Source organism: Telluria sp. AIW5, assembly GCF_056680575.1.
On record NZ_CM155289.1, the window covers coordinates 1,089,978 to 1,111,043 of the forward strand.

General features: G+C 66.0%; 17 protein-coding genes and 1 riboswitch. Of the genes, 11 read left to right on the forward strand and 6 right to left on the reverse strand.

Features of this window, described 5'->3' with window-relative positions; translation table 11 throughout:
- Window positions 1-125 precede the first annotated feature (125 nt).
- Window positions 126-1,829 carry a tetratricopeptide repeat protein gene (locus tag AC1MEM_RS04865; protein ID WP_499475692.1) on the forward strand — a complete coding sequence of 568 codons (1,704 nt, stop codon included), beginning with the start codon at window positions 126-128 and terminating at the stop codon, window positions 1,827-1,829.
- Window positions 1,830-2,018: 189 nt separating this feature from the next.
- Here AC1MEM_RS04865 and dapF read toward each other — a convergent pair whose 3' ends face one another.
- The 3 genes from dapF to AC1MEM_RS04880 are packed head-to-tail and all read right to left on the reverse strand — an operon-like array spanning window position 2,019 to window position 4,601.
- Complete coding sequence (dapF, locus tag AC1MEM_RS04870; protein WP_499475693.1) at window positions 2,019-2,882, reverse strand: diaminopimelate epimerase; 864 nt, start codon at window positions 2,880-2,882, stop codon at window positions 2,019-2,021.
- A 7-nt stretch (window positions 2,883-2,889) separates the two neighbouring features.
- The gene (locus tag AC1MEM_RS04875; protein WP_499475695.1) at window positions 2,890-3,753 is read right to left on the reverse strand and encodes an LpxL/LpxP family acyltransferase; all 864 of its coding nucleotides are present in this window, start codon (window positions 3,751-3,753) and stop codon (window positions 2,890-2,892) included.
- Window positions 3,750-4,601: a lysophospholipid acyltransferase family protein gene (locus tag AC1MEM_RS04880; protein ID WP_499475696.1), complete on the reverse strand. Its 852-nt coding sequence runs from the start codon at window positions 4,599-4,601 to the stop codon at window positions 3,750-3,752. Before AC1MEM_RS04880 ends, AC1MEM_RS04875 begins: the two co-directional genes overlap by 4 nt.
- 192 nt (window positions 4,602-4,793) lie before the next feature.
- On the opposite strand from AC1MEM_RS04880, the gene metK reads away from it, so the two are divergent.
- The 4 genes from metK to metF all read left to right on the forward strand — a co-directional run bounded on the left by metK (window position 4,794) and on the right by metF (window position 9,021).
- Window positions 4,794-5,960 carry a methionine adenosyltransferase gene (gene metK / locus AC1MEM_RS04885; protein ID WP_499475698.1) on the forward strand — a complete coding sequence of 389 codons (1,167 nt, stop codon included), beginning with the start codon at window positions 4,794-4,796 and terminating at the stop codon, window positions 5,958-5,960.
- A gap of 268 nt (window positions 5,961-6,228) precedes the next feature.
- Window positions 6,229-6,301: riboswitch (S-adenosyl-L-homocysteine riboswitch) on the forward strand.
- A 26-nt stretch (window positions 6,302-6,327) separates the two neighbouring features.
- Window positions 6,328-7,755: an adenosylhomocysteinase gene (gene ahcY, locus AC1MEM_RS04890; protein WP_499475699.1), complete on the forward strand. Its 1,428-nt coding sequence runs from the start codon at window positions 6,328-6,330 to the stop codon at window positions 7,753-7,755.
- Between the two features lie 98 nt (window positions 7,756-7,853).
- A complete protein-coding gene (locus AC1MEM_RS04895) occupies window positions 7,854-8,207 on the forward strand; it encodes a phage holin family protein (protein WP_499475700.1) in 354 nt (117 codons plus the stop codon).
- Window positions 8,194-9,021, forward strand: coding sequence for a methylenetetrahydrofolate reductase [NAD(P)H] (metF, locus tag AC1MEM_RS04900; protein ID WP_499475701.1), 828 nt, complete (start codon window positions 8,194-8,196; stop codon window positions 9,019-9,021). Before AC1MEM_RS04895 ends, metF begins: the two co-directional genes overlap by 14 nt.
- A gap of 49 nt (window positions 9,022-9,070) precedes the next feature.
- On the opposite strand, the gene AC1MEM_RS04905 is transcribed toward metF, so the two are convergent.
- The 3 genes from AC1MEM_RS04905 to AC1MEM_RS04915 form a co-directional block, all read right to left on the reverse strand.
- The gene (locus tag AC1MEM_RS04905) at window positions 9,071-10,168 is read right to left on the reverse strand and encodes a hypothetical protein (protein WP_499475702.1); all 1,098 of its coding nucleotides are present in this window, start codon (window positions 10,166-10,168) and stop codon (window positions 9,071-9,073) included.
- A gap of 60 nt (window positions 10,169-10,228) precedes the next feature.
- Window positions 10,229-12,529: a hypothetical protein gene (locus tag AC1MEM_RS04910; protein ID WP_499475704.1), complete on the reverse strand. Its 2,301-nt coding sequence runs from the start codon at window positions 12,527-12,529 to the stop codon at window positions 10,229-10,231.
- Window positions 12,530-12,717: 188 nt separating this feature from the next.
- Window positions 12,718-13,497: a 5-formyltetrahydrofolate cyclo-ligase gene (locus AC1MEM_RS04915; protein WP_499475705.1), complete on the reverse strand. Its 780-nt coding sequence runs from the start codon at window positions 13,495-13,497 to the stop codon at window positions 12,718-12,720.
- 30 nt (window positions 13,498-13,527) lie between these two features.
- Here AC1MEM_RS04915 and AC1MEM_RS04920 point away from each other — a divergent pair, with 30 nt between their 5' ends.
- From AC1MEM_RS04920 to AC1MEM_RS04945, 6 genes are all read left to right on the forward strand, one after another.
- Window positions 13,528-15,534, forward strand: coding sequence for a lytic transglycosylase domain-containing protein (locus AC1MEM_RS04920; protein WP_499475707.1), 2,007 nt, complete (start codon window positions 13,528-13,530; stop codon window positions 15,532-15,534).
- 31 nt (window positions 15,535-15,565) lie between these two features.
- A complete protein-coding gene (locus AC1MEM_RS04925; protein ID WP_499475709.1) occupies window positions 15,566-16,528 on the forward strand; it encodes a complex I NDUFA9 subunit family protein in 963 nt (320 codons plus the stop codon).
- Window positions 16,529-16,553: 25 nt separating this feature from the next.
- Window positions 16,554-17,273, forward strand: coding sequence for a glutathione S-transferase family protein (locus AC1MEM_RS04930; RefSeq protein WP_499475710.1), 720 nt, complete (start codon window positions 16,554-16,556; stop codon window positions 17,271-17,273).
- 2 nt (window positions 17,274-17,275) lie between these two features.
- Window positions 17,276-18,529, forward strand: a complete 1,254-nt coding sequence (locus AC1MEM_RS04935) for a multifunctional CCA addition/repair protein (RefSeq protein WP_499477568.1) — start codon at window positions 17,276-17,278, stop codon at window positions 18,527-18,529.
- A 69-nt stretch (window positions 18,530-18,598) separates the two neighbouring features.
- A complete protein-coding gene (locus AC1MEM_RS04940; protein ID WP_499475711.1) occupies window positions 18,599-19,342 on the forward strand; it encodes a CPBP family intramembrane glutamic endopeptidase in 744 nt (247 codons plus the stop codon).
- Between the two features lie 60 nt (window positions 19,343-19,402).
- Window positions 19,403-20,980, forward strand: coding sequence for a DAHL domain-containing protein (locus tag AC1MEM_RS04945; protein ID WP_499475713.1), 1,578 nt, complete (start codon window positions 19,403-19,405; stop codon window positions 20,978-20,980).
- The last annotated feature ends 86 nt before the right edge of the window (window positions 20,981-21,066 follow it).

The window sequence follows — 21,066 nt, forward strand, 5'->3', positions numbered from 1 at the left end:
ATGGTGTGGGCGTGATTCGAGGAGTTCTTGTATATTGGCAACTTTGCCTGCGACAGCCGATCCGTCGCGACCTTCCGCCGATCCGCCCGTGCCACGCCTGCCCACTAATCATATAAAGACATCCGATGGCTAATCGTGAAGAACTGGCGATCATCCGGGGCGCCCGCAGTGGCCGCGCCGAAGCGCAACTCGAACTGGGCAAGCGCTACCTGTTCGGCAGCGCCGGCCTGCCGCGCAGCCTTCCCACAGCCTTGCATTGGCTCGACCGCGCCGCGCGCCAGGGCTGTGCCGAGTCGTGCGAACTGATCGGTAGCCACATTCCGCTCGACCTGGCGCGTGCGCACGGGACACCCCTGGGGCCCTGGTATGAACGCGCCTACGACGGCGGCAACGTACGCGCCGGACTGGTCCTGGCCCAGTTGCTGCTGGAAGACGGCCGCGCGGCGCCCGATGCGCTGCATGCCAAGGCGGTACGCGCGCTGGAAGAGGCCGCACGCGCCGGTTTCGCCGATGCGCAATGGCTGCTGGCGCGCCGTCCCGAGATTGCCGCCGGTATCAATATGGCATCCGGTTCCGGCGCGACCGGCGCCGCAGTGCAGCATCAAGCCGCAGCGCTGCGCGACAGGGTAGGGCAGGCAACCGAGCGGCGGGCTGCGGCCCGCACGGGCGCTCACGGAGCGGACGCGCCGGCGCCGGGGCAACCCTGGTTGCGCCGGGCCGCCGACAACGGCCTGGCCGAAGCGCAGTTCGCGCTGCTCGAGCAGAGCTGGACGACCCAGTCCTGGCACGATTACCTCGCGCGCGCGCTGCCGCTGGCGCGTGCCCTCGTCGACAGCGGCGGCGGCAAGCATACCCGGCGTCTCGCGCCGGGCGAAGTCACCCTGTTGTCGCGCACGGCGCGCCTGCTGGCCGATGGCAAGGGGAGCGCCGACGCCGGAAGCGACGAGATCCACGCCTTCTGGGAGCTGGCGGCCGCCGAGCACGACCGCCATGCGCAGCTGGCGATCGGCCTGTGGTATGCGCGCATGCAGGTCGACGGCACGCGGATCCAGGGCGGCACGGGCGCGGCAAACTTCAAAAAAGCGATTCGCTGGCTGCTGCTGGCGGGCGAACAGGGCCTGGCCGAGGCCTGGTATGCCTTGTCGCGCATCTACCTGAAGCCCGAGTTCTCGCAACGGAATGTGGCCGATGCCCAGCGCTACCTGGAACGGGCAGCGGAAATGGGCTACGAGGTCGCCCAGCTCGAATGCGGCAACAATGCCTGGCGCGCGCGCCGCGAAAACGAAAGCAATGATGTGCGCGCCGTGTTCTGGCTGCAGCAGGCGGCGGCGCAGGGCAATGCGGAGGCGGCCCTGGCCTTGCGCAAAATCGCGCCGCGCCTCGACGATGCTTCCCATGCCGAAACCGGGGCCTTGCGCGACTGTGTCGGCGACCTCGCCGCCCATCCCTTGCTGGCGGCGCGGCTCGAGCTGGCGGCGCTGTTTGGCCTCAGCCGTGCCGAGACCCTGCTGCTCGACGTGGTCGGCGCGGACGAGGGCCATTGCCTGGTGATCGATATCCGCGCCAGCTACGGACGCAGCAAGCGGCGCCTGGTGATGGTCAATACAGCGCAGGAACGCCAGGCGCTCGATCGCATTGTGCGCTTATTCGAAAACGTCGATTGCGGACCGGGCGGACCGGAAGGAAATTACCGCCAGCGCCTGTACCGGCTGCGTACCCTGATGGCGGACGCGGCCATGTACGGCGGAACGCTCGACGGTACGGATGACAGGCCTGCCCCGCCAGTCACCCCCGAGCGCGGCAATCCTTCGTATGGCATCGCGGCCTGAAAGACTTGTCTGCGTGAACGACGCCGATCCGTCAGCGCATGGCCGGCTCGCCTCCCTCGCGGTGGACTAGCCCGAGCTGGCCGGCGTAGTTGGCTTCATCCTATTGAATAGAACCTGCTTCGGCTTCCCGGCGATGTCGAAGCGGGTTCAATGCGGCCCGTGGCCCGCTGCTCGTTGGCCGGCTGCTCTTTATAAGCTGATCTCGCCTTCGAACACCGTGACGGCCGGGCCGCTCAGGTAGACCGGTTCGCCTTCGCCGTCCCAAGCGATCGATAATTCCCCGCCGCGCGCCGTCACCCGCACCGGAGAATCGAGCAGGCCGCGGCGGATGCCGGCCACGACCGCCGCGCAGGCGCCGGTGCCGCAGGCCAGGGTTTCACCGGCACCGCGCTCGAACACGCGCAACTTGATGTGGTGGCGGTCGAGCACCTGCATGAAGCCGGCATTCACGCGTTTCGGGAAGCGAGGATGATGCTCGACCTGCGGACCCAGCTCTGCCACCGCAGCGGTGTCGGCATCGGCGACCACCTGCACCGCATGCGGGTTGCCCATCGAGACCACCGAGACCGGGACACTGACCGCCGCGCCGCCACGCTGCAGGCTCAAGGGCCACAGCATGTCGCGTCCTTCCGGCACGCCCTCCAGGTCCTGGCTGTCGAAGGGCACCGCCGCCGGCTCGAGTATGGGGGCGCCCATGTCGACCGTTACGCTGCCGTCGTCTTCCAGGCGCGGGGCGATGATGCCCGACATGGTCTGCACCCGGATGCTGCGTTCGCCACTTAAACCCTGGTCGGCAACAAAGCGGGCGAAAGCGCGCGCGCCGTTGCCGCATTGTTCGACTTCGCCGCCGTCGCTATTGAAGATGCGGTAGCGAAAATCGGCCTCGGCAACTGTCGGGCGTTCCACGATCAGGATCTGGTCGGCGCCGACGCCGAAGCGGCGGTCGGCCAGGCGTCGCCACTGGTCGGCGCTGAAATCGATTTGCTGGTGAATGGCGTCGATCACAACAAAATCGTTGCCCGCGCCCTGCATCTTGGTGAACTTGAGTTTCATGTCGTTGTCAGTCGTACAGCGAAGGTTCGCCCGGTGGGCGGGTTTTAAAACGTTTATGCGTCCAGAAATACTCGGCGGGCGCTTCACGCACCCGGTCTTCGATAAACGCATTCATGCGCCGTGTCGCCGCAATCATGTCGTCACCGGGATAATTTTCCCAGGCAGGATAGAAACGCACGCGCCAGCCCTGGTAGTTCGGTAAATAGGTGGCCACGACCGGAATCACCTTGGCGCCCGTGGTGCCGGCGATCCGCCCCAGGGCCGTCAGCGTCGCCGCCGGCACGCCGAAGAAGGGCACGAATTCGGCATCTTTTTCTCCAAAATCCATGTCCGGCAGCATGAAATAGGGCAGGCCGTCGCGCAACGCGCGCAGGATCGGCTTGATGCCTTCCTTCCTCGTCACCAGCCGCACCGGACCGTAGCGTTCGCGGCCATGGCGCAGCAGCTTGTCGAAGGCGGCGTTCTTTTGCGGCACGTACATGCTGCATACCGGGATCACGCGGGAGGCGACCCCGGCCACGTCCAGGCAAACGAAATGCGGGCACAGCAGGATGGTCGGGCCGGCTTCCATGGCCGCCTGCGGCACGGCGCCGTCGACCTGGATCAGCTTGCGCACCCGTGCTTCCGGCGCCCACCACAGGATCGAACGCTCGAAAATGCTGCGTGCGTAGGCGCGAAAATGCTGGCGCGCGAGCGCGCGCCGTTCGGCTTCCGACAGTTCCGGCATGCACAGGCGCAGATTGGTGAGCGTGATGTGGCGCCGCTTGCCGAGTACGAGGTACAGCACACTGCCGACGGCTTCGCCGAAACGCCCGAGCGCCGGCAGTGGCAGCCAGTGCAGCAGCCACAGGAATCCAATCAATACCCTCATGCCACGGCCTCGGCCTGTGGCGCGGCCACGCCATCCGGTTTCTTGTAGCGGTTATAGCTCCAGAAATACTGTGCCGGGCAGCGGGCAATCAGGGCTTCCATCGCCCGGTTGATGCTGGCGGCCTGGTCGGTGGCGCTGCCCGACAAGTCGCCTTCGAAGGGCACGAAGCGCACGACATAGCCGCGGCCCTTCGGCAGGCGCTCGGCATAGACCAGCAGGATGTCGGCGCGGCCAAGCTGGGCCAGCTTGGCCGGAAGCGTCATCGTGTAGGCGGGCCGTCCGAAGAAGGGCGCCCAGACGCCTTCGCCTTCCTGCGGCACCTGGTCCGGCAGCAAGCCGATCGGCTGGCCACTTTTCAGGGTTTTTGCGAGGATGCGCACGCCGGACAGGTTGGCCGGTGCCAGGTGCAGGTTGTGGCGCGCGCGGGCGCCTTCGACCAGCGGTTTCAGGGCGCTTTTCTTCGGCGGCCGGTACATGACAGTGAGGGCCGTGTGCAGCGCGATTTGCTGGGCGGTCATCTCGAAACAGCCCAGGTGTGGCGTCAGGAACACAATCCCGCGTCCGGCATCGAGCACGCGTTGAACCATGTCCCAGTTCTCGACCGTGGCATGACGTGCGACACGTTCCGGCTTGCCGCACCAGACAAAAGCCAGCTCGACGATGGCCTTGCCGGCCTCGGCGACGGCGGCACGACGCTGGGCGCCATAGCCGGCCTGGGCCAGGTTGGCGTCCAGACGGCGGCGATACGAGGGAGATGACAAATACACCAGCCAGCCCAGCATGCTGCCTAAAGCATGGAGCATGCGAAGTGGAAATACGGACAACGTTCTGAATAAAATAACTAGCATGCGCTTGATCGACATCGACGGGAAACCAGGGGGGCTCCGCCAAAAATTTCTTAAAGGAGCGTAAAATACCACTTTACGCAGGATCCGCCGAGTTAATAGACAACTTGCGAAGCGGAATATAAATGTCGCTAAAGCGTCGCAGGCACGGGTTGCTGCGGCAGTTTTTGAACCGTAACCGTAACCGGAGCCTTCATGTCCAACGATTATCTCTTTACTTCCGAATCCGTCTCGGAAGGCCACCCCGACAAAGTCGCCGACCAGATCTCGGACGCGATTCTCGACGCCATCTTCGAGCAAGACCCGCGCGCGCGCGTCGCCGCCGAAACGCTGTGCAACACCGGCCTGGTGGTGCTGGCCGGCGAGATCACGACCCACGCCAACGTGGATTATATCGGCGTTGCCCGCAACACCATCAAGCGCATCGGTTACGACAACACCGATTTCGGCATCGACTACAAAGGTTGCGCCGTCATGGTCTGCTATGACAAGCAGTCGCCGGACATCGCGCAGGGCGTCGACGAAGGCACTGGTATCGACCTCGACCAGGGCGCGGGCGACCAGGGCCTGATGTTCGGCTATGCCTGCGACGAGACCGCCGAGCTGATGCCGGCCGCCATCCACTACGCGCACCGCCTCGTCGAGCGCCAGTCGCAACTGCGCAAGGACGGCCGCCTGCCATGGCTGCGTCCGGACGCGAAGAGCCAGGTTACGCTGCGCTATGTCGACGGCCGCCCGGTCTCGGTCGACACCGTCGTGCTCTCGACCCAGCACCATCCGGACGTCTCGCACGCGCAGATCGAGGAAGCGGTGATCGAAGAAATCATCAAGCCGATCCTGCCGCGCGAATGGTTGCAGGACACCAAATACCTGGTGAACCCGACTGGCCGCTTCGTCATCGGCGGCCCGCAGGGCGACTGTGGCCTGACCGGCCGCAAGATCATCGTCGACACCTACGGCGGCGCGGCTCCGCACGGCGGCGGCGCCTTCTCGGGCAAGGATCCAACGAAGGTCGACCGCTCGGCCGCGTATGCCGCCCGCTATGTCGCCAAGAACGTGGTCGCCGCCGGTCTCGCGCGCCAGTGCCAGGTGCAGGTCAGCTACGCCATCGGCGTTGCGCGCCCGATCAACATCACGGTTTATACCGAAGGCACCGGCGTCATCCCGGACGAAAAAATCGCCCAGCTGGTGATGGAACATTTCGATTTGCGTCCAAAAGGCATCGTGCAGATGCTCGACCTGCTGCGTCCGATCTACGCCAAGACCGCCGCCTACGGCCACTTCGGCCGCGAAGAGCCGGAGTTTACGTGGGAGCGCACCGACAAGGCGGCGCTGCTGCGCGCGGAAGCGGGCTTGTCGTAATTCAAAAAGCGAGCGTCAGTCGGGAAGGCTGATGCTCGCTTTTCGTAGGGTGGGCTCTGCCCACGCGGGCGTGCCCATGCACGCCGCACCGTGTCTACACATCGTGAACGTCGCGTGTCCTTGTTTATTGCCGCGGGCCGTCCGGCACCGTACCGCGTGGGCAGAGCCCACCCTACGAAAGCTTCCCTGTGGGTGTTGCAACCGCACAAATCCCCCTCAGCATGGCCACGGTCCGGTACGACGCCGTGGCAGACGTGCTAAACTATCGCGTTCCGAGGAGCGTTGCGACGAAGAGATTCCTTTTCGCCAGGCTCGGATCATCAACACTGCGCTCACGTTACTTTTTTCTAACTGAAAGGAGGGCGTGATGAACGCCGTACTCAAAGAATCCCAAGACTTCCACATTGCCGACATCTCCCTGGCCGCCTGGGGCGAGAAGGAAATCCGCATCGCCGAAACCGAGATGCCGGGCCTGATGGCAATCCAGGAAGAATTCGCCGCCGCGCAACCCCTGAAGGGCGCACGCATCACCGGCTCGCTGCACATGACCATCCAGACCGCCGTGCTGATCCGCACGCTGGAAGCGCTCGGCGCGCAAGTGCGCTGGGCCTCGTGCAACATCTACTCGACCCAGGACCACGCTGCCGCAGCGATCGCCGCGGTCGGCACGCCGGTGTTCGCCGTCAAGGGCGAGACCCTCGATGAATACTGGGAATACACGCACCGCATCTTCGAGTGGCCGAACGACGCCGCCGGCAACGCCGTGTACTCGAACATGATCCTCGACGACGGTGGCGACGCCACCCTGCTGCTGCACCTGGGCGCGCGCGCCGAGACCGATATCTCGGTGCTCGACAAGCCGGGTTCGGAAGAAGAAATCTGCCTGTTCAAGGCCATCAAGGGCCGCCTGGCCCGCGACCCGCACTGGTACTCGAAGCGCCTGCCGGAAATCCTGGGCGTGACCGAAGAAACCACGACCGGCGTGCACCGCCTGTACCAGATGCACCAGGAAGGCAAGCTCGCCTTCCCGGCCATCAACGTCAACGATTCGGTCACCAAGTCGAAGTTCGACAACCTGTACGGCTGCCGCGAATCGCTGGTCGACGGCATCAAGCGCGCGACCGACGTCATGATCGCCGGTAAAGTCGCCGTCATCGCCGGTTACGGCGACGTCGGCAAGGGCTCGGCCCAGGCCATGCGCGCGCTGTCGGCGCAGGTGTGGGTCACCGAGATCGACCCGATCTGCGCACTGCAGGCGGCCATGGAAGGCTATCGCGTCGTGACGATGGATTACGCGGCGGAACACGGCGACATCTTTGTCACCTGCACCGGCAACTATCACATCCTGACCGAACAGCACATGCTGGCCATGAAGGACCAGGCGATCGTCTGCAACATCGGCCACTTCGACAACGAGATCGATGTCGCCTCGCTCAAGAAATACGAGTGGGAAAACATCAAGCCGCAGGTCGACCACGTGATCTTCCCTGATGGCAAGCGCATCATCCTGCTGGCCGAAGGCCGCCTGGTGAACCTGGGCTGCGGCACGGGTCACCCGTCCTACGTGATGAGCTCCTCGTTCGCGAACCAGACCATCGCCCAGATCGAACTGTTCGCCAACACGGCGAATTATCCGGTCGGCGTCTACACGCTGCCGAAACACCTGGACGAGAAGGTCGCGCGCCTGCAGCTGAAAAAGCTCAACGCCCAGCTGACCGAGCTGACCGACGAACAGGCGGCCTACATCTCGGTGAAGAAGGAAGGTCCGTACAAGCCGGACCACTATCGTTATTAATCAGCGCGCGCTGGTCGACATAACGACGTAGAGACCCCTACGGACGCAGGCGCGTCCGTAGGTGCCACATAACAAGAAAACGCCCACGAAAGCTGAACATGCGCCTGATCCTGACCTGGCTGATCAATGCCGCCGCCTTGATGGCCCTGCCTTACCTCATGCATTCCGTGTCCGTCAGCAATGTCGGCACCGCCCTGATCGCCGCTCTCGTGCTGGGCCTGGTCAATACCTTGATCCGGCCTGTGCTGGTGTTGTTGACTTTGCCTGTCACGCTGCTGTCGATGGGGCTGTTTATCCTGGTCATCAATGCTGTGCTGTTCTGGCTGGTGTCGCATTGGGTCGAGGGTTTCGAGGTGGCGGGCTTCTGGTCAGCCTTCCTGGCAGCCATCCTGTACAGCGTGATTTCGTGGGCGCTTTCTACCTTGCTCCTGAATAAAGATGGAAACCCATAATTTCAGCATCGAGTTTTTCCCGCCGAAGACGCTTGAAGGCGCGGAAAAGCTGCGCGTCACGCGCCGCAAACTGGCCGAACTGAATCCGAAGTATTTTTCGGTCACGTTCGGCGCCGGCGGCTCCACCCAGCAGGGTACCCTCGACACCGTGCTCGACATCATGGCGGACGGCCACCTGGCCGCACCGCACCTGTCGTGTATCGGCGCCACCCGCGAATCGATCCGCGCCATCCTCCAGCAATTCAAGGATCACGGCATCCACCGCCTGGTCGCGCTGCGCGGCGACTTGCCGAGCGGTTACGGCGGTGCGGGCGAACTGCGTTATGCGAACGAACTCGTTGAGTTCATCCGTGCGGAGACCGGCGACTGGTTCCAGATCGAGGTCGCGGCCTATCCGGAAGTGCATCCGCAAGCCCGTTCGCCGCAAGACGATTTGTTGAACTTCGAGCGCAAGGTCAAGGCAGGAGCGAATGCCGCGATCACCCAGTATTTCTACAATGCCGACGCCTACTTTCAATTCGTCGACAATGCACGCAAACTGGGCATCGAGATCCCGATCGTGGCCGGCATCATGCCGATCACGAACTACACGCAGCTGATGCGTTTTTCCGACATGTGCGGCGCCGAGATCCCGCGCTGGGTGCGCCTGAAACTGGCCAGCTTCGGCGACGACAGCGCGTCGATCAAGGCTTTCGGCCTCGACGTGGTGACCAGCCTGTGCGAACGCCTGCTCGCGGGCGGGGCGCCTGGCCTGCATTTCTACAGCATGAACCAGGCGGTGGCGACCACCGCCATCTGGCAACGCCTGGTGTAAGGCCAGCACCGCCGCTCCGGTCGCCACAAGGTGATCGGAGCCGGCGCACTTAAAATTCCGCGCGGTAATCCAGCTGGAGCGAGCGGGTCTTCGCCTCGTCCAGCCTGAAGGCATCGGACTGCAGCATCAAACGGAAATTGCCGGCTTCCACGCCGATACCGGCGCTGTCGAACCGTGTCTCGACATTCGCGCGCAGCGTCAGCCAACCGAGCTGGCGCGACAGCGTGAAGGTCGGAACCGTCTCGCCCGCGTAGCGTGCGAGCTGCACGCCGGCGCCCCAGTTTCCACTCCTGTAGTCGAGCGTGGCCGCGGTATAGCGCGGGATCCTGACATTGCGGTCTTCCTGGCGCCTGCTGCCGCTGAGCAGGGGCCGGTAGGTGACATTTCCGTGTTCATCGTAGGACCTGACATCCGAGCTGAGCGTTTCGGTAATGAGCGGCAGGTTTTTCCAGCGCAGGCGGCTGGCGAGATCGTCGGCCCGCAGGCGCAGGGTCCAGGCGTCAAGCAGCGGCAGCGTGGCCGCCAGCGACAGTCCGGCCCCGGAGGCGCCCGGCGCGTCTCCCATGAACGGATAGGTCATGCGGCTGTTGGCATCGGTGTAGGGGGCGGCGACACCATACGTTCCCGTTTGCGGGTAGGCCAGCGTACCGCTCAGGCTGCGTTCGCGCAGCCGCTGCCTGCCGTACACGGCGCCACTGATCTCGATGGAACTGGCGCGCGCGCCGATGCGCGGGCCGTCGAAGGCATACCCGATGCGCACCCCTCGCGCCTGCCAGGAAAAATACCGGGCCTGCAGCGCCAGGCTGGCGGGCGGCGCAGGCTTTTTCTTCTGCTGATACATGAAGAACGTATCGAGGCTCTCGCGGTCCGTGCTCAGATAAGCGTCCTGGCGCAGTTCAAGGCCCAGGCGCCAGCGGTTTTTCTCGACGCCGACGGCAGCCCGGCTGCGCATGAGTGCAGTATTGCGGCCGGCACGCGGCGAATATGCTGTCCACTGATCGTCGATCTGGCTGATCGGCACCGCATCGCTGGCCTGCCAGGCCGAGACATCGGAATACACGCTCCAGCCATCGGTCGCCGGTGCTGCCGTCGTTTGGGCGCAGGCTGCACCGCAGGCGAGCGCGCCCGTTAACAAAATTGATCGCATAGTCGCTGGGATAAAAAGCCTGGCGCACTGCGCCAGGCCTGGGGACTCGTTGGGTCCGGATTACTGCAACGATTCAAAACTGCCGTCGCTGTAGGTGATGATCCCTTTGCCCAGGTCGAGCAGGGCAGTGACCGCGCCGTCCTTGGTCACCTCCACCGGACCAGTCGTTTTGGTGAACGCGAACGCCACGCCGTCGGCGCTCGAAATCTTCACCAGTGGATCGCGCTCGCCTGGCCTGGCGGTCACGCTGGCATTGATCACCGAGTTGCCATCACGGTACTGCGCGCTGAGGTCGGCGGCGTCGATTGCGGTGCTGGTGGCGCCGAGCGTCAGGCTCAGCGTGGGACGGTTCGGTACCGTCAGCGCACCGCCGATTTCGAGGGTGCTGCCGATGAAGTTCGTCCCGGACTCGGCAGCAGAGGCGTCGAAGTTCTCGTAGCCGTTGAGGGTCAGGGCGACATTGCCGGTGAACACAGTCTCGTCCAGGTGCGCGAGCGAGCCCTCGAACGACAGCCTGGTCGGCATCAGGTTCGCATTGTTCTTGTCCTGCCTGCCGTCCGAGGTGCGCAGGGTGCCGCTGACCGTGGTGCCGCCCACGACGCCGCGCAGGGTGACTTCCAGCGCATTGGCGCTGCTCGAGGCGATATAGCCGCTCGGCAGGAATGCCAGGCGCACGAACGAGGTATCCTCGATCACGACCGTGCCTGCAGGCTCGCCTGCGCGGATGGCGCTGAATCGGCCGCCGAGCTGGTAGAGGGACGTGCCGGAGGGCTCCTCGGTGCGCACCACATTGAGCGACCAATCTTCATAATCGCTGTCGAGCGTACCGCTGGCGTTGAGGCGGCCCGGCAGGCGGCCGTTGACTGCCAGTTGCATCACCGAACGGTCGGTGCGCGCATAGGTGATGTCGCCGCTGTACGCGTCGCCGATTGCTTCCGTGACCGGCGTACCGACCGTGGACGCCCCTTGATACTGGACCGTGGCCTTCCTCAGCGATGCTGTGTAGTGGTAATCGCTTGTGCTACCTTCTTTCGACTCGAGCCTGAAGACGCGCGTCGCGTAGACCCGGGTGCCGGTATTGCAACAAGCAGCGTGGCTGCCCGGCAGATAGTTGTTCTGGACGACGGTGCAGGTCATGCCAAGTGGATTCGCCACGATCTCGCAATAACCGGTGCCATTTGCGATCGAGGCGGACAAGGCCGGGGAATTGCGCACATGGTTGTTGCGCACTTCGATCTGGGGCGAGTAGGACGCACCGTCACGGATGCTGTCGAGCACGTCGATCCCGGTGGCCGCAAGCGATGCCAGGCCACTGATATCGTTGCCAAGCGGGGCGACGGTACCGTTCAGGTCGGCCTTGAGCGCATCGGCAGTAGCGCGCAACGCGTCGCCTTCCCTGAGCGAACGCAGGTTGGTGCGCAGGCTGCCGAACAGAGCCTTCGTCGCTTCGAGCGGCGTCGGCGCCGTTCCCACCGGCGGCGTGGTCGGGGTAGGCGCAGGCGTCAGCACCGGGATGCCGACCACCTTGTCCTTGCCGGTACGGTTGATGTTCTTGTCCTGGGCGACCGCCTGGATTGCATCGCGAAACTGGGCAAGACGGTTCTGTTCCAGCGTCGGCTGGCCGTCCTTGACGACGACCGAGGACGCCAGCCTGGTGACCACACAGGAAATGCGTTCGCCGGGGGTGCTTTGCCCGCAGTCGGCGCTGGCCGTGCTGGCCATCTTCGAGATCGCGGCAAGGGCCAGGCTCTGGTTCTTCTCGTCCTCGCTGGCGTTTGCGGCGGCCGGACTGTTCGAATTGACCGGTTTGACGGTCTCGGGGTCGAAGCCCAGCAAGGTGCGCACGCTGGCCTTGGCTTGCGCGACAGCCTGTGGCGGCAGCTTGCCATCGGCAGTTTCTGCCGTACGCGCCACCATTTCGGTCAGCGGCGACACGCTGCCCTCATAGGTGGCGCCGGCATTCGCGGCCAACGTCACGACGTTGCGCAGCTTCATGTCCGTGGGGAAGGCAAGGTCCGTGCCGCTCACTTCGTCGGCCATCATGGCGCCTGGCGCTGCGCTCACTTCGATCACGAAGGACAGCACTGCAGCGGGAACCTGCATTTTGTAGGTGCCGTCGGTGCCGGTAGCGGCTGTCGCCAGCGCCGCGGTGGCGCGTACGCCCTGGGCGTCGAGTGCATAGGCGCCGACTTTCGCACCTTTGATCAGGCCTTTCGCCGCGGTTCCCTGCACCGCGCGCTGGGCGGCCGGCGGGTCGACGGCGGTCGACCCATTGCCACCGCCGCCGCCGCCACATCCGCCCAATGCCAACGCAAGCGCGAGCACTCCCGACTTCACGGCCGTTCCAGCAATTTTATGCATGCTTATACCTGTTGGTTTTCCGATTCGCGTACAGCAACGCGACGCCTTTGCACGACACTTCGTTGTTGCAAAGGTGCAAGTGTAGGTCGCGTTTCGGCTAACTCGCCTTGGGGAAAATCAACAGGTCAGGGAAGGATATGGTGGAAAAACGACAAGCGTGCCGGCATGCACGGCAATCGCTGAAACGCTCAAACCTGGCCGGTGTGCTCGGTAATGACCGTGTCGAGCGGCACATCGTGCTCGTCGGCGCCGAACGGCACTTGCTGGCAGGCGTACGCGATGCCCAGCGTGCACGGCCGTGGTGACGGTGCCAGCGTGCGGTCATAAAAGCCGCCACCGTAGCCGAGCCGGTAGCGATCCTCGTTGAATCCGAGGCAAGGCACGAGCAGCGCCGGCGGACGCTCGACCGTGCGCAGGTCGGCCGGCACCGCGACGCCCATCGAATCAGTGACCATCGCTTCGCCCGGCGTCCAGGCGGCAAACGCCAGCGCCGCATGGCGCCGCACGACGACCGGCAGCGCCAGCGCCGCGCCCTCCCGCGCCAGCATCTGGTAGGTTTCCGATAGGTCCGGCTCGCCGCTCAGGGGCCAGTAGACGGCCAGCAGGGGCGGGCGCGTGCGGCGCCACCAGGCCAATACCTGTTCGCCGATGCGGCGGTCGCGCTCGCGCTTGCCGGGGCCGTCGAGGCTGGCGCGCTCGGCCTTCAGGTGGCGCCGCAGCGCCGCCTTGGCCGCTTTGGCTTGCTCGGCCGCGTCGCCGGACAGCGTCTCGCTCGTCGTCGTTTGTTGTTTTGGCGCATCTTTTTGCGCCGTCTCCGAAGCGGGCGCATTGCACGCCGTTCCGCTGCTGTCCCCACTCGCTGCCGGGATGCTGGACGCGGGCCGATCGCCCCCATCCAGCCCCGTCTCGCCAGCCTTGCGCTCTGGTCGCGCAATGGATGCGCATGGTATTCTTGATTTGCCGGTCATGGTTCGATGAAGGGTTTACACGCTGTGTTTTTGCTTCCGAAGAAAATCTTAGCCGGCGCCGTCCTCGCCGCCGCCAGTGCCTGCGTCCTGGCCGAGGCGCCCCCGGCCAATGTGCCCACGGTGCCTCCGGTGCCGGGCGCCGCCACCGTTCCCGCAGCCCCCGGGGGCGCGCCCGCCAACGAGAGTTCGCGCGCCGAGGACGACACTTTCCTGCTGCTGCGCGAAGCGGCGCGCCAGAACGACAGCGCCCGCGCCAACGCGCTCGCCTCGCGCCTGCCGAATTACGTCCTGGCTGCCTACGTCGACTATTATCGCCTGAAACCGCGCCTGCGCGAGGCGAGCGCCGACGAGATCCGCGCCGTGCTGGATCGGCACCAGGGTTCGGCCGTGGCCGAGCGCCTGCGCAACGACTGGCTGCTCGAACTCGGGCGCGCCCGCGACTGGAACAATTTTGACCGGGAACTGGCGCAAGCGGCGCGCAGCGACGACGTACAAGTGCGCTGCTACGCCTTGCTGGCGCGCGCCGCGCGCGGCGAACGCGTCATCGACGAAGCGCGCGGCTTGCTGGTCAATCCGCCGGCCTACGGCGAAGGCTGCGCCGCCCTGATGGCGCAACTGGCGCAGGCCGGCCAGCTGGGCCAGGACGAATTGCTGGCGCAGCTGCGCCTGGCCGGAGAAATGACCGCCACCGGGCCATCGCGCCGCATCGCGCTGCTGCTGGGTGCGTCCGACACGCGCGCCGCGCAGGCGGTCGACGTGCCGGCGGTCGCCATGGCGCGCGGCATCGGCAGCACCCGCGCCGAACACGAAATCTATCTGGTGGCGCTGGGACGCATGGCCCGTACCAGCCTGAAACTGGCGACCATCGCCCTCGACAAAAACAGCAGCAAGCTCTCGAACGAGGAACGTGCGATCGGCTGGGCGAATGTGGCGCTGGCGGCCTCGCTCGTGCTGGCGCCGGACGCGGCCGAATACTGGCGCCGTGCCGAAGGCGCGCCGCTGACGAACTTCCAGCGCGAATGGAAAGCCCGTATCGCCCTGCGCCGCGGCGACTGGAAGCAAGTTGCCGCCACCATCGACGCGATGCCTTCTCCGCTGCGCGACGAATCGGGCTGGGTCTACTGGCTCGGCCGGGCCTACGCGAACGGGGGCCGGCGCGAGGATGCCGATGCCCTGTACCGCCGCATCGCCACCCAGAACAATTTTTATGGCCAGCTGGCCATGGAAGAGCTGGGCGAACTCGTGACGATTCCACCGAGCGCGGCAGCGGTGACGCCGTTCGAGGTCAACCAGGTGGCCCAGTTGCCGGCCGTGCGCCAGGCCATGAAATTTTATGAATTGCGCCTGCGGCCCGAGGGCAACCGCGAATGGAACTGGGCAACGCGCACGATGAACGAACGCCAGTTGCTGGCCGCGGCCGAGTACGCGCGCCGCAACGACCTGCTCGACCGCATGGTCGAGACCTCGCTGCGCACCCGCATCGAACTCGACTACAACCAGCGCTTCCCGGCGCCGCACAACGACATCCTGCAGCCCACCGCGAAGAGCCTGTCGCTCGACACCGCCTGGGTGTATGGCCTGATCCGCCAGGAATCGCGTTTTATTTCCGACGCCCGCTCCGGCGTCGGCGCGGCGGGCCTGATGCAGGTGATGCCGGCCACCGGAAAATGGGTGGCGGCAAAGATCGGGCTGACCGATTTCGTGCACAGCATGCTCAGCGATTTACGGACGAATATCACGCTCGGCGCCAACTACATGAACATGGTGCTCGAGAATAACGGCGGCTCGCAGGTGCTGGCGACGGCCGCCTACAATGCCGGCCCGGCGCGCTCGCGCACCTGGCGCGGCCTGCTCGACGCTCCGATGGAAGGGGCGGTGTTCGTGGAGACGATTCCGTTCTCCGAAACCCGAACCTATGTGCGTAATGTGATGTCGAACGCTACCAACTACGCGGCTCTGTTCGAAAAGCGCCCGCAGTCGCTGAAAGCGCGCCTCGGTACGATCACCCCGCGTACCGGGGGCGCCGGGCTGCCCTGACGTAACCCGATGAAATCTTGATGAGGACCCCATGCGCAACCCCAATGTGGTGGTATTTGGCGGTTCCGGTTTCATCGGCAGTCACCTGCTTGCGCTGCTGGCGCAGGAAAGCATCCCGGCCCTGGTGCCCACGCGCCACGTCGAGGTGGCGCGCCACCTGACCACCTTGCCCGGCGTCGACGTGGTCGAGGCGAACATCCACGACGACGCCACGCTGCGCCGCCTGCTCGAAGGCCGCACGGCCGCCATCAACCTGGTCGGCATCCTGCACGCCAGCCGCGCCCACCCCTACGGTCCCGAGTTCCGGCGTGCCCATGTCGAGCTGCCGCAGCGCATCGTCGATGCCTGCCGCGCCATGGGCGTGCCCCGCTACCTGCACATGAGCGCGCTCGGCGCCAACGTCGACGGGCCGTCGATGTACAGCCGCTCGAAGGCCGACGGCGAGCTGGCCGCGCGCAGCCATCCGGAAGTGGCGGCGACCATTTTCCGGCCGTCGGTCGTGTTCGGTCCGGGCGATCATTTCCTGACCATGTTCGCGAAACTGCAGCGCCGTTTGCCGTTCGTGCCGCTGGCCTGCGCCTCGGCCGCCTTCCAGCCGGTCTATGTCGGCGACGTCGCCACCGCCTTCCTGCATGCGCTGGGCGATGCACATGCATCGCACCAGGTCTACCAGCTGGGCGGGCCGAACATCTACACCCTGGCCGAGCTGGTGCGCCTGGCCGGCCGCTATGCCGGTTGCGAACGGCCGATCATCGAGCTGCCGCTGTCGCTGGCGCGGCTGCAGGCGCAGATGTTCGAGCTGCTGCCGGGCGAGCCCATCCTCACGCGCGACAACCTCGACTCGATGAGCGTCGACAACGTGGTCGATCCGGCCATCCAGGACTTGACAGCGGCCGCGCTGGGAATCAAGCTCACCCCGCTCGAAGCGGTCGCGCCGCACTACCTGGCGCCCAGCGAACCGCTCGACCGCCTGCGCACCCGCGCCGGACGCTAACCACGCACCTCTCATCAGGAACGCCATGCAGACCACGGAACTCGACCCGACCCTCTCGACGACGCTCGACAATGCGCGCAAACCCGGCCTGACGCTGGTCATCGGCAACAAGAACATCTCGTCCTGGTCGATGCGGCCCTGGGTGGCGGCGGTCGCGTTCAACATTCCGTTTACCGAAGTGCGCCTGCTGCTCGACCAGCCGGACACCGCCGCGAAAATCGCCGCCTATTCGCACGCCGGCCGCGTGCCCGTGCTGCTGGCCGGAGAAATAACGATCTGGGACAGCCTCGCCATCTGCGAATACCTGGCCGAGCAGTTCCCGGATAAACACATGTGGCCGCAGGACGTGGCCGCGCGCGCGCTGGCGCGTTCGATCGCCTGCGAGATGCATTCGGGTTTTAGTTCGCTGCGCAACGACATGTCGATGAACATCCAGGCATCCTTGCCGGGACGCGGCCGCACGCCGGGCGCCCAGGCCGACATCGGCCGCATCTGCGAGATCTGGGAAGAGTGCCTGTCGCGCTTCGGCCACCGCGGCTTCCTGTTCGGCGACTTTTCGATCGCCGATGCCTTCTATGCGCCGGTCGTGATGCGTTTTAAAACCTACGGCGTGGCCCTGGCCCCGGCGCTGCAAGGCTATTGCGACCGCATGCTGGCCCATCCGGCCGTAGCGCGCTGGGTGGCCGAGGCGATGGCGGAGTCCGACCTCACGCCACTGCACGACGCCGACTTGCCGCGCGCATGACGATGCAGATCTACGTCGTCGGCGGCGCCGTGCGCGACGAGCTGCTTGGCTTGCCCGTGCAGGACCGCGACCACGTCGTCGTCGGCGCCACGCCGGATGCCATGCTGGCAGCCGGCTTCCGCCCCGTCGGCAAAGATTTTCCCGTGTTCCTGCATCCCGAGACCCAGGAAGAGTACGCACTGGCGCGCACCGAGCGCAAGACCGCACCCGGCTACCACGGCTTCGTGTTCCACACGTCTCCCGACGTCACGCTCGAAGACGATCTGATCAGGCGCGATTTGACGATCAACGCCATGGCGCTGGGCGAGGATGGCTCGATCGTCGACCCCTACGGCGGCCGGCGCGATCTCGCCGCGCGGATCTTCCGGCACGTATCGGAAGCATTCGCCGAAGACCCGGTGCGCATCCTGCGCCTGGCGCGTTTTGCCGCGCGCTTCCCGGAATTCCGGGTCGCCGACGAAACCTTGTCTCTGATGAAAAAAATGGTGGAGGAGGGCGAGGTCGACGCCCTCGTGCCCGAGCGCGTCTGGCAGGAACTGGCGCGCGGCCTGATGGAAGCACACCCCTCGCGCATGCTGGCGGTGCTGCGCGACTGCGGCGCGCTGGCGCGCATCATGCCCGAGCTCGACGTCTTGTGGGGCGTGCCGCAGCCGCCGCTGCACCATCCCGAAGTGGACACGGGTGTCCACATGATGCTGGTGATCGACTATGCTGCCGAACAGAAGCACACGCTGGCGGTGCGCTTCGCCGCCCTCATGCACGACCTCGGCAAGGGCATCACGCCGCCGGATAAATGGCCGGCCCACCACGGCCACGAAGGCATGGGCGCGAAACTCATCGGCGCCGTCTGCAAGCGTTTAAAAGTGCCGAATGACTGCCGCGACCTGGCCCTGATGACGGCGCGCGAGCATGGCAACGTCGCGCGCGCCTTCGAGCTGCGCCCGAACACGGTTGTTACCCTGTTCGAGCGCTGCGACGCCTTCCGTAAACCGGAGCGCTTCGCCGACATGCTGCGGGCCGCCGAATGCGACGCGCGCGGGCGCGGCGATGCGGCCCACGAAATGCGCACGCGCGCCTATCCGCAGCGGCCATATTTGCTCGGTGCACTCGCGGCGGCCCGCGCGGTGAACGCCGGCGAAGTGGCGGCAGGCTGCGGCGAGAACAAGGAGCGCATTCCCGAAGCGGTCCACCGCGCGCGGGTGGCCGCCGTGTCGCAGTGGATCTATAGCGCCGGGCGCGCAAAGATGCAGCCCTGATATGCACCATGACTGGACGGCGCTACCCCATCCCCATATAGTCGGGTTTTCAACCCAACGGGCCAGCGCATGCACCGGATCGACGTCAAACCCTTTTGGCGCGCGCTACCCTTCGGCATCGCCGGCCTGACGCTGGCCTTCGTGCTGGCCTCGTCCGCCGGCCGCGCCGCGGCCATGTTCGGCCCGGCCAGTTGGCGCGGCCTGTTCGTGGTCATGTGCATCGCCATGGCCGCCTTGCCCTGGATGGTGCTGAGCCGGGAGGGCCGGCGCCAGATCGGCCTGCAGCGCCCGCGCGATGGGGCCTGGGTGCCGCTTGGCCTGCTGCTCGGCGCGCTGGCCGCCACGTTCTGCTACCTGTTGGGCGCCGCCCTGTACGGCGCCGGTCCTGAACACTGGTTCGTCAGCGTCGCGCGCAATTACCAGCTGCAGCCGAGCGCCGGCTGGAGCACCCTGCGCCTGTACCTCACGTTCACGATTCCCGCCTGCCTGTTCAGCCCGATCGGCGAAGAGATTTTTTATCGCGGCTTCCTGCAGAAGGTGCTGGAAGACCGCCATGGCCGGACCCGGGCGACCGTCATGGAAGCGGGCCTGTTCGCGCTGGTGCACCTGTGCCACCACGGCATCGTGCTGGGCGCCGGCGGCTTGCGCCTGCTGCCGCTCTCGGGCGCCTTGTGGGTGGCGCAGATGTTCGCGCTGTCGCTGCTGTTCGCCTGGCTGCGCCGGCGCGGCGGCTCGATCCTGCCGGCGATCGCGGCGCACGCCGCCTTCAATGCCGCGATGAACGGCTGGATCTTCGCCCGTCTCTGGACGTAATTGTTACAAGACGTACATGTGCGATGGTAGGGGAGGCGGGTTTGCTATGCTCCTCGCATCATGAGCCGATTGTTACAACAGACCGACCGGGTGTTTGCCGTGCTGATGGGGCGGCTGGAGGCGATGGGGCCGCGCCAGCGCCTGCGCTATGGCGTGACGGCGGCGCTGGCCCTGGTCGCCTTGCTGGCCTTCCTCTACACCCGCACTACCGGCGTCGACGTCGACACCCAGAACCGCGTGATGTTCGACCTGCACGAACTGCAGCAGGTCGATGCCGCCTGGGATACGAATTTGCTGCGCGCCCACATCGGCAGCAACGTCGCGGATGTCCAGCTGGCCGCGCCGCTGCCGCAGATCGACGAGCTGACCGCTCGCCTGGGCGAGGCGTTGCCGATGACGCACGGGCGCGCTGCGCGCCAGGCACATGCGGCGTTGGTCGCCTCGCTGCGCAGCAAGGCCGCCCTGGTCGCGCAGTTCCGCACCCTGAATCCCCCGCTGCGGGCGGCCCTGCTGTCGCTGCCGCCGGCGCTGGCAGACCTCAAAACGGAACTCGGCGGTATCGAAGGCGCGCTGGCGCCCGGACCCGTGGTGGTACGCCTGGACGCGCTGCTGAACGATTTATTGGCCGACACCCTGCGCTACAACCTCGCGCCGGGCCCCGGGCTGGCGCGCCGCATCGAAGGCAACCTGGCGCAAATCGAGGCGCAGAAAGAGCGCTTTTCGCTGGCCGTGAACGAGCAGATCGACGCCCTGGCGCGCGATACCCGCACCATCCTGGCCAACCGCCCGCGCGAAAACGAGGTCGAAGCGCAGATCGCCGCGCTCGGCACGGGAGAGGCGATGGCCCGCCTGGGGCGCGAACTGGACCGCTCCTTCCAGGCCGAGGTGCTCGAGCGCCAGCGCTACCGCGGCTTCCTGTTCGCCTATTCGATCCTGCTGCTCGGTTTGCTCGCCTACGCCGGCTGGCGCCTGCGCCGCAGCTACCGCATCATCAACGACGTCAACCGGCGCCTCACAAGCGCCAACGACACCCTCGAGCATCGCGTCGCCGAGCGCACCGCCGAACTGGAGGAACAGTCCAGCAAGCTGGCGCGCCTGGCCCAGCACGACAGCCTGACCGGCCTGGTGAACTACGGCCAGCTCACGCGCCTGCTGGAACTGGCCCTGGTGCGCGCGGCCCGGCGCGACAGCGTGGTGGTGGCGATGTTCATCGACCTCGACGGTTTTAAAGGCGTGAACGATACCTGGGGCCACGCGACCGGCGACCTGGTGCTGCAGCTGGTCGCCCGCCGCGTGCAAAAAGTACTGCGCGCCGAAGACATCCTGGCGCGCCTGGGCGGCGACGAATTCGTCGTCATGCTGGAAGGCGTCGGCACGCCCGAGGGCGCGCTGCGAATCGCGCGCCTGGTGCTCGACCAGATCGAAGGCATCAGGGAAGCCGACGGCAACCCGGTCTCGATTTCCGCCAGCATCGGCGTGGCCAGCGCCCGCGGCCGCGCCGGGGCCGAGTGGGGCGCGGCGGCCCTGCTGGCCGACGCCGACAAGGCGATGTACGCCGCCAAGCAGGCCGGCAAGGGCACCTTCATCATCAGCCCGAACGCGCACTGGGCCGGCGAGGCCCCGCCCGGCCTGCCTTGAAGCGCACACATCCGTCGCGACGCACCCGGCGCCATTGGGCTACAATATCCTGATGGTGCAGTGCACAAAAACAGACGGATTCCCGC